Annotated in this window: 12 protein-coding genes; all 12 read left to right on the plus strand. The window is 61.4% G+C overall.

The genetic code is table 11. The features are described from left to right. Positions 1-60 precede the first annotated feature (60 nt). The 12 genes from B9A12_RS04070 (at position 61) to dapA (ending at position 13394) form a co-directional block, all read left to right on the plus strand. A complete protein-coding gene (locus B9A12_RS04070) occupies positions 61-996 on the plus strand; it encodes a tyrosine recombinase (protein ID WP_084056560.1) in 936 nt (311 codons plus the stop codon). Positions 997-1031: 35 nt separating this feature from the next. Next, a complete protein-coding gene (hslV, locus tag B9A12_RS04075; RefSeq protein WP_084056562.1) occupies positions 1032-1589 on the plus strand; it encodes an ATP-dependent protease subunit HslV in 558 nt (185 codons plus the stop codon). A gap of 4 nt (positions 1590-1593) precedes the next feature. Then, positions 1594-2970, plus strand: a complete 1377-nt coding sequence (gene hslU, locus B9A12_RS04080) for an ATP-dependent protease ATPase subunit HslU (RefSeq protein ID WP_084056564.1) — start codon at positions 1594-1596, stop codon at positions 2968-2970. A gap of 27 nt (positions 2971-2997) precedes the next feature. Then, entirely contained in the window at positions 2998-3912 is a 915-nt protein-coding gene (gene argB / locus B9A12_RS04085; protein ID WP_245802341.1) for an acetylglutamate kinase, read from the plus strand. Next, positions 3909-5105 (plus strand): aspartate aminotransferase family protein, encoded by a 1197-nt coding sequence (locus B9A12_RS04090; RefSeq protein WP_139796485.1) that lies wholly within the window; start codon positions 3909-3911, stop codon positions 5103-5105. Before argB ends, B9A12_RS04090 begins: the two co-directional genes overlap by 4 nt. Further along, positions 5102-6025, plus strand: a complete 924-nt coding sequence (argF, locus tag B9A12_RS04095) for an ornithine carbamoyltransferase (protein ID WP_084056566.1) — start codon at positions 5102-5104, stop codon at positions 6023-6025. The genes B9A12_RS04090 and argF overlap by 4 nt, the downstream gene beginning before the upstream one ends. 192 nt (positions 6026-6217) lie before the next feature. After that, positions 6218-7429, plus strand: a complete 1212-nt coding sequence (locus B9A12_RS04100) for an argininosuccinate synthase (protein ID WP_084056568.1) — start codon at positions 6218-6220, stop codon at positions 7427-7429. 80 nt (positions 7430-7509) lie between these two features. Next, positions 7510-8928 (plus strand): argininosuccinate lyase, encoded by a 1419-nt coding sequence (gene argH / locus B9A12_RS04105; RefSeq protein ID WP_084056570.1) that lies wholly within the window; start codon positions 7510-7512, stop codon positions 8926-8928. A gap of 130 nt (positions 8929-9058) precedes the next feature. Further along, the gene (locus tag B9A12_RS04110) at positions 9059-10135 is read left to right on the plus strand and encodes a fibronectin type III domain-containing protein (protein WP_084056572.1); all 1077 of its coding nucleotides are present in this window, start codon (positions 9059-9061) and stop codon (positions 10133-10135) included. A 25-nt stretch (positions 10136-10160) separates the two neighbouring features. Then, positions 10161-11417 carry a diaminopimelate decarboxylase gene (lysA, locus tag B9A12_RS04115; protein WP_084056574.1) on the plus strand — a complete coding sequence of 419 codons (1257 nt, stop codon included), beginning with the start codon at positions 10161-10163 and terminating at the stop codon, positions 11415-11417. Between the two features lie 16 nt (positions 11418-11433). Continuing rightward, positions 11434-12276: a diaminopimelate epimerase gene (gene dapF / locus B9A12_RS04120; protein ID WP_084056576.1), complete on the plus strand. Its 843-nt coding sequence runs from the start codon at positions 11434-11436 to the stop codon at positions 12274-12276. Positions 12277-12518: 242 nt separating this feature from the next. Then, a complete protein-coding gene (gene dapA, locus B9A12_RS04125; protein WP_084056578.1) occupies positions 12519-13394 on the plus strand; it encodes a 4-hydroxy-tetrahydrodipicolinate synthase in 876 nt (291 codons plus the stop codon). The last annotated feature ends 187 nt before the right edge of the window (positions 13395-13581 follow it).

Consider the following 13581-nt stretch of genomic DNA (forward strand, 5'->3'; position numbering starts at 1 on the left):
TTCTGCTTTTCTATCTTTTCTCAGGTTTGGACTTCTGCGACAAGGTAAAATGGAACCCCGATGAAGAATGGATCGGCCCGTCGGGCCCTGACAGACTTCCTGGACCATGTACGTTACGAGCGGGGGCTGAGCAAGGAGACCGTGAGGGCCTACCGATCGGACCTGGAGCGTCTTTTGGGCTTTGCCAAGGAGCACCATTGCATGGATCGGGACGTTCACGTGCACGAGCTCACCGACGAGGTGGTGCATCGATACGTGGCGAGTCTCCACGGGCGGCTGGCCAAGACCAGCCAGGCCCGGGTCCTTTCCGCCTGCCGTTCCTTTTTTCGGTTTCTGGTGGATCGCGGGGACCTGGCGCATGATCCCATGCGAACGGTTCGCTCCCCCAAACTTCCCACCACCGTCCCAGGCTTTCTCAGTGTGGACGATACGGTGCGCTTTCTCGATCACCTGGAACAACAGGCCCGGCGTACCGGGGCCCCCTGGATGCAAGCTCGGGACTGGGCCATCCTGGAGACCCTCTATTCCACGGGGCTCCGAGTCGGCGAGCTTGTGAGCCTGGACCGAGATTCGGTGGAAGGCAAACAGGGCCTGGTGCGGGTTCTGGGCAAAGGAGCCAAGGAGCGGATCGTCCCCATCGGGTCCAAAGCCCTGGAGGCTCTCCACTACTATCTTTCGGCTCGGGACCGCGCCCTTGGCGCCGGCCATGATCGAGCCCTTTTCGTGAACACCCGGGGCGGGCGCCTGACGGATCGCTCCGTCCGCCGAATCCTCAAGGCCCGTCTTCATCAAGCGGGTCAGTGGCGCCCTTTGAGCCCCCATGGGCTGCGTCACAGCTTCGCCACGCACCTGCTCAGTTCGGGAGCGGACCTGCGGAGCATCCAGGAGATGCTGGGCCACGCCAGCTTGTCCACCACCCAGCGCTACACCAAGGTCCACCTGGACCAGCTCATGAAGGTGTACGACCAGGCCCATCCCCGCAGCCGCAAGCGCTAGAACACCTGAATTGGTCCACACTGGAGGAACACCCCATGTCCTTTTCCTTTCAGTCCGCATCGTCTCCCATTCGGAGCACCACCGTGTTGGTGGTGCGACGGGAAGACCAGGTGGTCATGGCCGGTGACGGTCAGGTGACCTTTGGCGACACGGTTATGAAGCACCAGGCCCGCAAGGTGCGCAAAATGTTCCACGGCAGCATTCTGGCGGGCTTTGCCGGCGCCACCGCCGATGCATTTACCCTCTTTGAACGCCTGGAATCCAAACTGGAACAGTACGGCGGCAACCTGACCCGGGCCGCGGTGGAACTGGCCAAAGACTGGAGAACGGACCGGGCGCTCCGGCGCCTGGAGGCCCTGTTGATCGCCGCGGACACCTCCCAGACCCTCATCCTGAGCGGGACGGGGGATGTGATCGAGCCGGACGAGGCGGCGGCGGCCGTCGGGTCCGGAGCCCCCTACGCTCTGGCAGCCGCCCGGGCTCTCATGGCCCACACCGACTTAGACGCGCGGCGTGTGGCCGAAGAATCCATGCGCATCGCTGCTTCCATCTGCATTTACACCAATGATGTCTTTACCGTAGAGGAGTTGTGAGCCCATGCAGCAACCGCTTACACCGGCGGAGATCGTTCGGGAACTGGACAAGTTCATCATCGGCCAAAAGGAGGCCAAACGCATGGTGGCCATCGCGCTGAGAAACCGCTGGCGCCGCCAGCAGGTTTCGGAACACCTGCGCGATGAGATCGCTCCGAAAAACATCATCATGATCGGCCCCACCGGCGTGGGCAAGACGGAAATCGCCCGCCGCCTGGCGCGACTGGCCCAGTCCCCGTTTCTCAAGGTGGAAGCCAGCAAGTTCACGGAAGTGGGCTACGTGGGACGGGACGTGGAATCCATGATTCGGGACCTGACGGAATTGGCCGTCAACATGGTGCGTTCCGAAGAACTGGAGGCGGTGCGGGTCAAGGCGGAAGAGCTGGCCGAAGAAAAGCTCTTGGACATCCTGCTCCCCCCCCCGCGGCGCCCTTCCCCCTCCCAGGCCCGCCAACTGGAAGGCCCGGAAGCCCAGACCATGCAGGAGGAGGCCCAGCGGGCGGACGCCACCCGGGAGAAGCTGCGTAACCTGCTGCGCCAGGGCGCCCTGGACGACCGTTACGTGGAGTTGGAGGTGGAGGACCGAAGCGTCCCCATGATCGACATCTTCGCCGGGGCCGGCATGGAGGAGATGGACTTCAATTTCCGGGAGATGCTCAGCTCCATGCTGCCCAAGCGCACCAAGCGGCGCAAGGTGAAGATCCCCGAGGCTTGGGACCTGCTCGTGGAGCAGGAATCCCAACGGCTCATCGACATGGAAAAGGTGACCCGGCAGGCCCTGGAGCGCGTGGAGCACTCCGGGATCATCTTCCTGGATGAAATCGACAAGATCGCGGGCCGCGAGAGCGCTCACGGCCCCGACGTGTCCCGGGAAGGGGTCCAAAGGGACCTGCTGCCCATCGTGGAAGGATGTACGGTGAACACCAAATACGGCATGGTGCGTACGGACCATATCCTCTTTATCGCCAGCGGAGCCTTCCATGTGGCCAAGCCCTCGGACCTGATCCCCGAACTGCAAGGGCGCTTTCCCATCCGAGTGGAACTGGATTCCCTGACCAAAGAAGACTTCGTGCGCATCCTTCAAGAGCCGGAAAACGCGCTCGTCGTCCAGTACAAGGCGCTTTTGGCCACGGAAGAGGTGGAGCTGATCTTTGAGGAAGAAGCCATTGAGGAGATCGCCCAGATCGCCTACGAGGTCAATTCACGGGCGGAAAACATCGGCGCCCGCCGCCTCCACACGGTCATGGAAAAGCTGCTTTCGGACGTGTCTTTCAATGCGCCGGACCTTCGGGGCCAGGTGATTCGGATCACCCGCCGGTACGTGCGGGACACCCTGAACGAGATCATCCAGGACCAGGACCTGAGCCGTTACATTCTGTGACGGCCGCTCAACGCAAGGAGCCCTTCCATGATGCGAGACACGGCCTCTCTCTTGATCGAGGCGCTGCCTTACATCCGACACTTTTCCGGCAAGACCATCGTCATCAAGTACGGCGGTCATGCCATGAAGGACGAAGCGCTCAAGGAAAGCTTCGCCAAAGACGTGGTGCTCATGAAGTACATCGGGATCCATCCCGTGGTGGTCCACGGAGGCGGCCCCCAGATAGGACGCATGTTGGATCGGGTGGGAAAGAAGTCGGACTTTCGGGCCGGCATGCGCGTCACCGATCAAGACACCATGGACGTGGTGGAGATGGTGCTGGCCGGCAAGGTGAACAAGGAGATCGTGGCGTTCATCAACCGCCACGGAGGACGCGCCATCGGTTTGAGCGGCAAGGACGGTCAGCTCATCGAAGCCCGCAAGATGCACATCTACCGGTACCAGGGCGATGACCAGCCCCCGGAGATCATCGATATCGGGCTCGTGGGTGAGGTGCAGCGGATCAACGCGGAGATCCTGAAGGTTCTGGAACAGAGCCGGGTGATCCCGGTCATCGCCCCCGTGGGGGTGGGCACCGACGGAGAGACCTACAACATCAACGCGGACCTGGTGGCCGGCAAAGTGGCCTCGGCGCTGAACGCCGAAAAGCTGATCCTCATGACCGATGTGCCCGGCGTGCTGGACCGCTCGGGTGAGCTCATCTCCACCATGACGGCCTCCGAAGCCGCGGATCTCATGCAGGACGAAACCCTCAAGGGGGGCATGATCCCCAAGGTCCAGTGCGCCATCGACGCCGTGCAGGCCGGAGTCCACAAGGTGGCCATCGTGGACGGGCGCATCCCCCATTGCGTGCTGTTGGAGCTCTTTACGGATTCGGGCATTGGAACGGAGATCGTTGGAACACGAACTCGTCGTGGCGGCAGAGAAAGGACACACGCATGAGCCAACTTATCATGGAACTGTGTGACAGGCTGGTTTGCAACACCTACGCCCGGTACCCGGTGACCTTCGAGCGGGGAGCCGGCTGTCGGCTGTGGGATACCGAAGGCGAGGAATACGTGGATTTTGTGGCGGGGATCGCTGTCTGCAATCTGGGCCACAGCCACCCGGAAGTGGCCCGCGTGGTGTGCGAACAGGCCCAAAAGCTGGTGCACGTCTCCAATCTTTTCTACACCGGCCCGCAGGTGCACTTGGCCCAAATGCTCATCGAACGCTCCTTTGCCGACAAGGTCTTCTTTGCCAACAGCGGCGCGGAAGCCAATGAGGCGGCCATCAAGCTGGCCCGAAAGTACAGCCGGGATAAGTACGGACCCGGCCGATTCCACGTGATCACCATGGAAGACTCCTTCCACGGACGCACCCTGGCGACCCTTTCCGCCACGGGCCAGGAAAAGGTGCACCAAGGGTTCGATCCCCTGGTGGAGGGATTCCACTACGTCCCCTACAACTCGGTGGAGGCGGTGGAGCGGGCCATCACGGAAAAGACCTGCGCCGTCCTGGTGGAACCGATCCAGGGCGAAGGCGGGGTGCGGATCGGGGACCTGGACTACTTTAGGGCCCTGCGGGAATTATGCACGGCGAAGGACATACTGCTCATCTTCGATGAAGTCCAAACGGGCATGGGAAGGACGGGCACGCTCTTCGCCTATGAGCAGTTGGGGGTGACCCCCGACGTGATGACCCTGGCCAAGGCGCTGGGAAACGGCCTTCCCATCGGGGCCATGCTGGCCACCGCCCAAGCCGCCCAGGCCTTCACGCCCGGAAGTCATGCCAGCACGTTCGGCGGCACACCCCTGGTGACAGCGGCCGCCGCCAAGGTCCTTGAGATCATCTCGGACGAAGACTTTTTGTCCCAGGTGCGGGATACAGGACGCTACTTCCTGGAACGATTGGAGGACCTGCGGGACAGGCACTCCGGGTTGATCCGCGACGCCCGAGGCCGGGGGCTCATGCTGGCCTTGGAACTGGTTGGACCCGGCAAGACCGTGGTGGACCGCTGCCTGGAAAAAGGGGTGATCATCAACTGCACCCACGAAACCGTCCTTCGTTTCGTGCCGCCCTTGGTGGTGAGCCGGCAAGAGATCGACCGGGTGGCCGATACCCTGGACACCGTGTTGAAGGAGCTGGAAGGATGAAACGGGATTTTTTGAGCCTTTTGGATATCAGCACCGAAGAATGTGAGCATCTGTTGGATCTGGCCGCCAAGATCAAGTCGGACTGGACCGCTGGACAGCTGACGCCTGTCCTGCCCCAAAGAACCCTGGGCCTCATTTTCTCCAAGCCCTCCACGCGCACCCGGGTCTCTTTCGAGGTGGCCATGCATCGGCTGGGAGGTCACTGCACCTTCATGAGCGTCCAGGACACCCAGATCGCTCGGGCCGAGCCCCTGTCCGACACCGCCCGGGTGCTTTCTCGTTATATCGACGCGCTGGTGGTTCGAACCTACGCCCAGCAAGAGCTGGAAACGCTCGCCCGGTACGCCTCGATCCCGGTGATCAACGGATTGACGGACCTCTATCACCCGTGCCAGGTCCTGAGCGATCTTTTGACCATCCGGGAGAAGCGAGGGTCCCTGGACGACATGGTCGTGGCCTGGATCGGGGACGGCAACAACATGGCCCACTCCTGGATCAACGCCTCCGCACGTCTTGGATTCCGCCTGAATGTGGCCTGCCCCGAAGGCTATTGGCCCAGCGCCAAGGTGATCGAACGGGCCCGAACGGAAGGGGCGGCAAGGATTTGTCTTTTTGACGATCCCCGCGAAGCCGTGAAAGACACCGATGTGATCAACACCGACGTCTGGGCCAGCATGGGCCAGGAATCGGAAGCCGCCGTGAGACGGTCCATCTTCCAGCCCTACCAGGTCAATCAGGAGCTGCTCAAGGCGGCCCCTTCCCATGCCATGGTCCTGCACTGCCTGCCCGCCCACCGAGGAGAAGAGATCACGGAGCAGGTGCTGGAGGGACCCCAGTCGGTGGTCTTCGACCAGGCGGAAAACCGCCTGCATGCTCAGGCCGCCTTGATCTATTGGCTCTTGGTGGAAGCGGCGGGATGATCCACGGAGGGGCGAAGGATCCATCGCCCCGCCCCGGCCTCCCGGGCCGCCCCCGGACGGGAACCCCGGGCGACGGCCCTGTTCGGCCGGGATCCGCTTGCCAAAAGGGGCTTCAATCCGTTAGAGTCCCGCCTTTCGGTCGCCGTTGTGCATCGCCCTGAACCTGGGAATCTTGAGGAGAATCGAAAGATCATGGACGTTAAGAAAGTGGTTTTGGCCTATTCGGGCGGACTGGACACCTCCATCATTCTCAAGTGGCTCATCGAAACCTATCAGTGCCAGGTGGTGGCCTTCGCCGCCGACTTGGGCCAGGGAGAGGACCTGAGCGGCATTGAGGAAAAGGCACTCAAGACCGGTGCGGTGAAAGCCCGGGTGGAAGATCTTAAGGAAGAGTTCGTCCGGGATTTCGTCTTTCCCGCGTTTCGCGCCAACGTGATCTACGAAGGCCAATACCTTCTGGGCACCTCCATCGCTCGGCCGCTCATCGCCAAACGACAGGTGGAAATCGCCCACGAGGAGGGGGCCGACGCGGTCAGCCATGGCGCCACCGGGAAGGGCAACGACCAAGTGCGCTTTGAGCTCACCTACATGACCCTGGATCCCTCCATCAAAGTGATCGCCCCCTGGCGGGAATGGGACCTGAAGTCCCGCCAGGCCCTCATGGACTTTGCCCGGCACCACGGCATTCCCGTGCCGGTCACCAAGGAAAAGCCCTACAGCTGCGATGCCAATCTGCTGCACATCAGCTACGAGGGAGGAATCCTGGAAGACCCCTGGAAGGAACCGGATCCGTCCATGTTCACCTTGACCGTGGACCCGGAAAAGGCCCCGGACAAGCCGGAAACCATCGAAATCGAATTCCAAAAGGGTGATCCCGTGGCCGTGAACGGGGAAAAGCTCAGCCCCGCCGCGCTGCTCGCCCGCCTGAACGAAATCGGAGGCCGCCACGGCGTGGGCCGGGCCGATGTGGTGGAAAGCCGCTTCGTGGGGATGAAGTCGCGGGGTGTGTACGAAACGCCCGGCGGCACCATTTTGCGCATCGCCCACCGCGCCATGGAATCCATCACCATGGATCGGGAGGTGATGTTCCTGCGCGATTCGCTCATTCCCCAGTACGCCAAGCTGATTTACAATGGATTCTGGTTTGCGCCGGAACGTGTGGCCCTGCAGAGTCTCATCGATACCTCCCAACAGACGGTCACCGGCACGGTTCGGGTCAAGCTGTTCAAGGGCCACTGCATGGTCACCGGCCGAAAATCGGACCTGTCCCTGTACGATCCGGAACTGGCCACCTTCGAGGAGGAAGACGTTTACCAACAGAGCGACGCCACCGGTTTCATCCGGCTGCAGGGCTTGCGGCTGCGGATCCAGTCCCTGGTCCGAAAGGGCCGGAAGCAAGGATAGATCGGGCTGGGTGATGTGAGAACGATCCGGGGCATTTGGGATTTTTGAATCCTTCGTGCACGACGCAGGAGTTGACCTTTATGTCGGAAAAGCTGTGGCAAGGCCGCTTTGATCAGCCGACGGACAAAATGGTGGAAGAGTACACGGCCTCCATCCATTTTGATTCCCGTCTGTATCGCTATGACATCGAAGGGAGCATCGCCCACTGCCGTATGTTGGCGGACTGCGGCATCATCTCCCACGATGAAGCCTCCCAGATCGTCCAGGCGCTGGGAGAGATCCGGCGCGAGACTGAGCGGGGGGAGTTGAATCTGGATCCGTCCCAAGAAGATATCCACATGGCCGTGGAACAGCGCCTGATGCAAAAAATCGGCGAGGTGGGCGGCAAGCTCCACACGGCACGGAGCCGAAATGATCAGATCGCACTGGACACCCGCCTCTACATGCGCGACGTGCTTTTGCAATGCCGTCGGCTGCTTCTGGATGTCATCACCGGCCTGACCGATCTTGCGGAAAAGAATCTGCACGTCATCCTGCCCGGCTTCACCCATCTTCAGCATGCTCAGCCGGTCCTCCTGGCCCACCATCTTCTGGCATACTGCGAAATGTTCTTGCGGGACGAAGAGCGCATGGCCCAGTGCTTCAACCGCACCAACGTGATGCCCTTGGGCAGTGCCGCTCTGGCCGGGACCACCTTCCCCATCGACATGGAACGCACCGCCCGCCAACTGGGATTTCCCCGCGTGATTCGAAACAGCATGGATGCGGTGAGCGACCGGGATTACCTCATCGAATTCTGTGCGGCGGGGGCCCTGGCCATGATGCACATCAGCCGCCTGTCCGAGGAATTGGTGCTCTGGTCCAGCCCGGAATTCGATTTCGTGGAGATCAGCGACGCCTTCTGCACCGGCTCCAGCATCATGCCACAGAAGAAGAACCCGGACGTGCCGGAACTGATGCGCGGAAAAACCGGCCGGATCTACGGCAATCTCATGGCCCTGCTCACCCTCACCAAGGGACTTCCCCTGACCTACAACCGGGATCTTCAAGAAGACAAGGAACCCGCCTTCGACACGGCCGACACCCTGCTGAGCACCCTGGCGGTGCTCAACAAGATGCTGCCCGCGCTTCAATTCCACGAGGAAAAGATGGTCCAGGCAGCTGCCCAGAGCTTCGCCCTGGCCACGGACGTGGCCGACTATCTGGTGCTCAAGGGCGTTCCCTTCCGAAAGGCCCATCATGTGGTGGGCCAGCTGGTCAGCCACTGCATCCGGGAGGGCAAGGACCTTTCGGACTGCACCCTGGATGAGCTCAAGAAGTTCCACAAGGCCCTGGAAGAGGATATCTTTTCCATTTTGGACATTCGATCCGCCGTGGACCGCCGCCGCTCGCTGGGGGGCACCTCCACCGAGCGGGTTCGGGAGGCACTTGAAGCCACCCGGGCCGACGTGGAATCCCGACGAAGAGCCGCGGATGGCGATGCGCCGGTCATTTCATAGCGCACGACAGATGAACGATCGGCGAGACGGACCCATTCCATGGGACGACCGTCTGAAAGCAGCGCCCAGTGTTCCCATAAAGAGGAAGGATCGAGGCCTTTTGACGACCCCAACAGGAAATCGTTTGGCAATGAAGCGCCTTTCCCATCCAGCACGGAAGGCCTACACCTTTGCGGCTCTGTGCCTTGCAATGATCATGACCCTGAGCGCGTGCGGCAAGAAGACGCCTCCCAAACCGTTGAGTCCGGAAGCCCCGGCCTGCGTCACCAAAATTGAGGCGGACGTGGAAGGCCGCACGGTCCAGCTTCGGTGGGAGATTCCCGAAAGGATCCGCGGAGCAACGCCCGGTGACTACACCTTTGTGGTGCAACGGGAGATCACCGAGCAGACGGACGCCCAATGCGCCGAGTGCCCCCCGGTCGACACCGTACCGGTCGTTCGAATCGATCCGGCGGCCACCGGCCCCTGGAAGGTGGAAGGCCATACCATTACCTGGAAAGACTCTCTTTCCGAAGACGTCCCGGCTCTTCGTTACTGGGTCGGGATCCTGGGTCCGAACGACTCATTGGTTTCCCTCTCACCGCCCGTACGCATCCTGATGGGCCATGCGCCTCCAGCAGTGAGCCGGTTGCAGGCGACCACGGAACCTCGGGGAATTTTTCTCCATTGGGACATCGCTTCTTCCCAGAAGGCTCCCTCCGACGCCGCTTCCCATTCACTCCGGATAGAACGCCGGATGAAGGACGGATCGTGGGCACCTCTTACGGAAGAGACCAGCCCCGGAAACGGCTTTCTCGACACCAAGGTCGTTCCCGAAAAGACCTATGAATACCGTGTGCGTCCCTTCCGCACCCTCTTGGACGCACGCATCTGGGGACCGTGGGCCGAATCCGGTCCGGTACGGGCACCCCGCAAGATCACACCGCCCCCTCCCGAATCCGTCTGGGCCATCCCCACCGAGCAGGCTCTGGAGGTGTACTGGACCGAATCCCTGGTGCCGGTCCGGGGCTATCACGTTTATCGCAAGGACGACAAAGGGATCACCCGGCTCACGGTGCAGCCCGTGGCGGCACCGCCCTATGTGGACACCCAGGCAAAGGCCAACCACGTCTATTTTTACGCCGTCTCTGCGGTCAGCGTGGATGCCCCCTACCGGGAAGGGCTCCTTTCCAGGTGGTTCGAAGTGCGCAACGTTCGCTTCAAGTAGCAGACAGGACCTTTGAGGAGAAACGATGCACCATTTTCAATACCGAGACGGTCGGCTTTATTGTGAAGACGTACCCGTGGAGCACATCGCGCAAGAGGTGGGCACCCCCTGTTACATCTACAGCCATGCCACGCTCCGCCACCACTTCACTGTGTTCGACCAGGCCTTCGCCCAGCTGCCCCATCTGACCTGCTATTCCGTCAAGGCCAATTCCAACCTGTCCATCCTCCGGTTGTTTGCTTCCCTGGGAGCCGGAGTGGACATCGTTTCCGGTGGAGAGCTTTTCAGGGCCCGCCAGGCCGGCATCGCCTCGGAACGCATCGTGTATTCAGGGGTGGGAAAGACCCAAGAGGAAATCGATTACGCCCTCTCGGAAGACATCCTCATGTTCAACATCGAGTCCAGCCAGGAGCTGGATGCCATCAGCCAGCGGGCCGCCGCCTTGGGGCGACGGGCCCGAATCGCACTGCGGGTCAATCCGGATGTGGACCCCAAGACCCATCCCTACATCACCACGGGCATGGAAAAGAACAAGTTCGGGGTGACCATGGATGAAGCGGTGGAAAGCTACAGCCGGGCCGCACGGCTTCCGTCCGTGGATGTGGTGGGCGTGGACTGCCACATAGGCAGCCAGCTCACGGACGTTCAGCCCTTCGTGGACGCTCTCAAAAGACTCCGAACCCTCGTCGCCCGGTTGGCCGAGATCGGCATCCACATCCGTTTCCTGGACTTGGGCGGCGGTCTGGGCATCACCTACGATCGCGAAACGCCGCCCCACCCCACCGAGTATGCCCAGGCCATCGTCCACGAATTGGAGGGCCTCCACTGCACGGTGATCTTCGAACCCGGCCGTGTGATTGTGGGCAATGCCGGGATCCTGCTCACCAAAGTTCTCTATACGAAGAAAACACCCAAGAAGCACTTCGTGATTGTGGACGCCGGTATGAATGATCTCATCCGCCCGAGCCTCTACGGCTCCTACCACCACATTCAATCGGTCGTGAGCACGGACCGGCCCACCGACACCGTGGATGTGGTGGGCCCGATCTGTGAAAGCGGTGATTTTCTCGCCCGAGAACGCGCACTGCCCCAGGTGGAACCCGGAGAATACCTGGCTGTGATGAGCGCCGGGGCCTACGGCTTCACCATGGCCTCCAACTACAATTCCAGGCCCAAAGCGGCTGAGGTGCTCGTCCGCGGCGACGCCGCTCATGTGATCCGCGTGCGGGAAACGTGGGAAGATCTGGTGCGAGCGGAACGAATCCCCGAGTTTCTTCGTTGAATCGAGAGAGAGACACATGGAACCCATCCTTTTTTATAAGATGACCGGCTCCGGAAACGATTTTGTTGTGATCGACAACCGCTCTGGTTCCTTTTGCGCCGATGCGCCCAAGTGTCGGGATTTCGTCGTCCAGGTGTGCCGGCGCAAGCTGTCGGTGGGTGCCGATGGTGTGATCTTCATCGAGAACGATCCGGAATGTGACTTCCGGTGGCGCTTTTTCAATGCGGACGGAAGTGAGGCTGAGATGTGCGGCAACGGAGCGCGCTGCGCCGCCCGTTTCGCGTTTCTTACCGGGATCGTGACAGAGCGGGACCTTCGTTTTCGAACCCTGGCGGGCATCATCCGGGCCCACGTGGACGGAAGACGCGTCAAGGTGCAGATGACCGATCCCTTCGATTTCCAAGGCGCCATCCCATTGGAAGCGGCCGGTCGCTCCGTTACCGTCGATTTCATCAACACGGGCGTGCCCCACGCCGTCTGTTTCCTCCCCCAAGAGCCGGAACTGGAACAACTGGATGTGGCGGGCATGGGCCGTGCCGTGCGCTATCATGAACGATTCCAACCCGCCGGGACCAACGCCAACTTCGTGGCCGTGCTGGGCCGGGACCGACTTCGTATCCGCACCTATGAACGGGGGGTGGAAGACGAAACGCTGGCCTGCGGCACCGGTTCCATCGCTGCCGCTCTCACCGCCCACGAGCGCGGCCTGGTCGACGTTCCCGTGCGGGTCGTGACCCAAGGGGGAGAAACCCTGACCATCCATTTCGACCGAATGGGACCGGGAGAGTACCGGAACGTCTTCCTCGAAGGAGAGGCCCGGGTTGCCTACGAAGGGCGTCTATGGCAGGAGACTCTCTAGAAGGCTGTCTGAACACGTTCAGGTTGCTCTCTGTGGGCCCCTGCGGTCGGCCTGGACAGGCCGTTGTAGGGGCGGGTTTTGAACCCGCCTCGACGACAAGTTGTCCCCGTCGCGAAAGAGTGCCGGCGCCGGCAGCAAAAACACACGTAGAGTGACACCTTTTCTCCATGGGAGCGGCCGCACCCGGCGGCCACTAGGGATGGAGCGAAAAGGTTTTGAATCTTTCCAAAGAGGAGGTTGCTATGTTTCGGGGAGCCTTTGTGGCCATCGTAACGCCGTTCCAAGACGGGGCCGTTGATGAGCCGGCTTTGAGGGACCTCATCGACTTTCAAATCGAGAACGGCACCCACGGGATCGTTCCATGCGGCACCACGGGCGAATCCGCCACCCTCACCCATGAGGAGCACGAGCGGGTTATCGAGATCACCGTGGATCAAGTCAAGGGCCGGGTTCCCGTGCTTGCCGGCACCGGATCCAACAATACGGCGGAAGCCGTCCGCCTGACCCGGCATGCCAAGGAATGCGGGGCGGATGGAGCCCTCATGATCGCGCCCTACTACAACAAGCCCACCCAGGAGGGCTTGTACCGGCACTTCAAGACGGTGGCGGAAACCGTGGATCTTCCCATTATCCTCTACAACATTCCGGGTCGAAGTGCCGTGAACATGGAACCGGAGACCATCGCCCGGCTCGCCCGCATCAAGAACATCGTCGGGGTGAAAGAAGCCACGGGGTCCATGAAGCAAATCACCGACATCATCCGCCTGTGCGGCGAGGATTTCGTGGTCCTTTCCGGTGAGGATTACATCACCTTCCCGCTCATGTGCGTGGGCGGCAAGGGAGTGATCTCGGTGGTCTCCAACGTGGCTCCCCGGGACATGGCGGATCTGTGCAACCATGTTCTGGAAGGCCGACTTCGGGAAGCCCACGAGCTTTACTACAAGTTGCTGCCCCTGTGCCATGCCATGTTCGTGGAAACCAATCCGGCTCCCGTCAAGACGGCCCTCAAGCTCATGGGCCGGATCGCCAGCGACCACGCACGACTGCCGCTGGTGCCCACCAGCGACGCTGGAACGGCCAAGGTTCGACAAGCCCTGGAAGAATACGGCTTGCTCTGATCCCAGCCGGCCCGGCCGCCTTTGGATTTTCCAGGACCTTTGAGGGAGATGGTGTACCCATGACCAATTTCTCCGGACATAGGGAAGCCCCAGGACGGTCCACACCTTCCATGACGGTTCACGGGCGGCGGATTACGGGTTAGGGTTGATGGATTACGGGTTCAGCGCACAGGGAAAGCGATCCCAA

Origin of the sequence: Desulfacinum hydrothermale DSM 13146 (assembly GCF_900176285.1) — a bacterium.
Classification (GTDB): Bacteria; Desulfobacterota; Syntrophobacteria; order Syntrophobacterales; family DSM-9756; genus Desulfacinum; species Desulfacinum hydrothermale.

Excerpts from the sequence above, each read along its gene's own strand:
- dapA (WP_084056578.1), top strand. The coding sequence starts at position 12,519 with ATGTTTCGGGGAGCCTTTGTGGCCATCGTAACGCCGTTCCAAGACGGG.
- argF (WP_084056566.1), top strand. The coding sequence starts at position 5,102 with ATGAAACGGGATTTTTTGAGCCTTTTGGATATCAGCACCGAAGAATGT.
- B9A12_RS04100 (WP_084056568.1), top strand. The coding sequence starts at position 6,218 with ATGGACGTTAAGAAAGTGGTTTTGGCCTATTCGGGCGGACTGGACACC.
- argB (WP_245802341.1), top strand. The coding sequence starts at position 2,998 with ATGATGCGAGACACGGCCTCTCTCTTGATCGAGGCGCTGCCTTACATC.
- hslU (WP_084056564.1), top strand. The coding sequence starts at position 1,594 with ATGCAGCAACCGCTTACACCGGCGGAGATCGTTCGGGAACTGGACAAG.
- B9A12_RS04110 (WP_084056572.1), top strand. The coding sequence starts at position 9,059 with ATGAAGCGCCTTTCCCATCCAGCACGGAAGGCCTACACCTTTGCGGCT.
- hslV (WP_084056562.1), top strand. The coding sequence starts at position 1,032 with ATGTCCTTTTCCTTTCAGTCCGCATCGTCTCCCATTCGGAGCACCACC.
- dapF (WP_084056576.1), top strand. The coding sequence starts at position 11,434 with ATGGAACCCATCCTTTTTTATAAGATGACCGGCTCCGGAAACGATTTT.
- argH (WP_084056570.1), top strand. The coding sequence starts at position 7,510 with ATGTCGGAAAAGCTGTGGCAAGGCCGCTTTGATCAGCCGACGGACAAA.
- B9A12_RS04090 (WP_139796485.1), top strand. The coding sequence starts at position 3,909 with ATGAGCCAACTTATCATGGAACTGTGTGACAGGCTGGTTTGCAACACC.
- lysA (WP_084056574.1), top strand. The coding sequence starts at position 10,161 with ATGCACCATTTTCAATACCGAGACGGTCGGCTTTATTGTGAAGACGTA.
- B9A12_RS04070 (WP_084056560.1), top strand. The coding sequence starts at position 61 with ATGAAGAATGGATCGGCCCGTCGGGCCCTGACAGACTTCCTGGACCAT.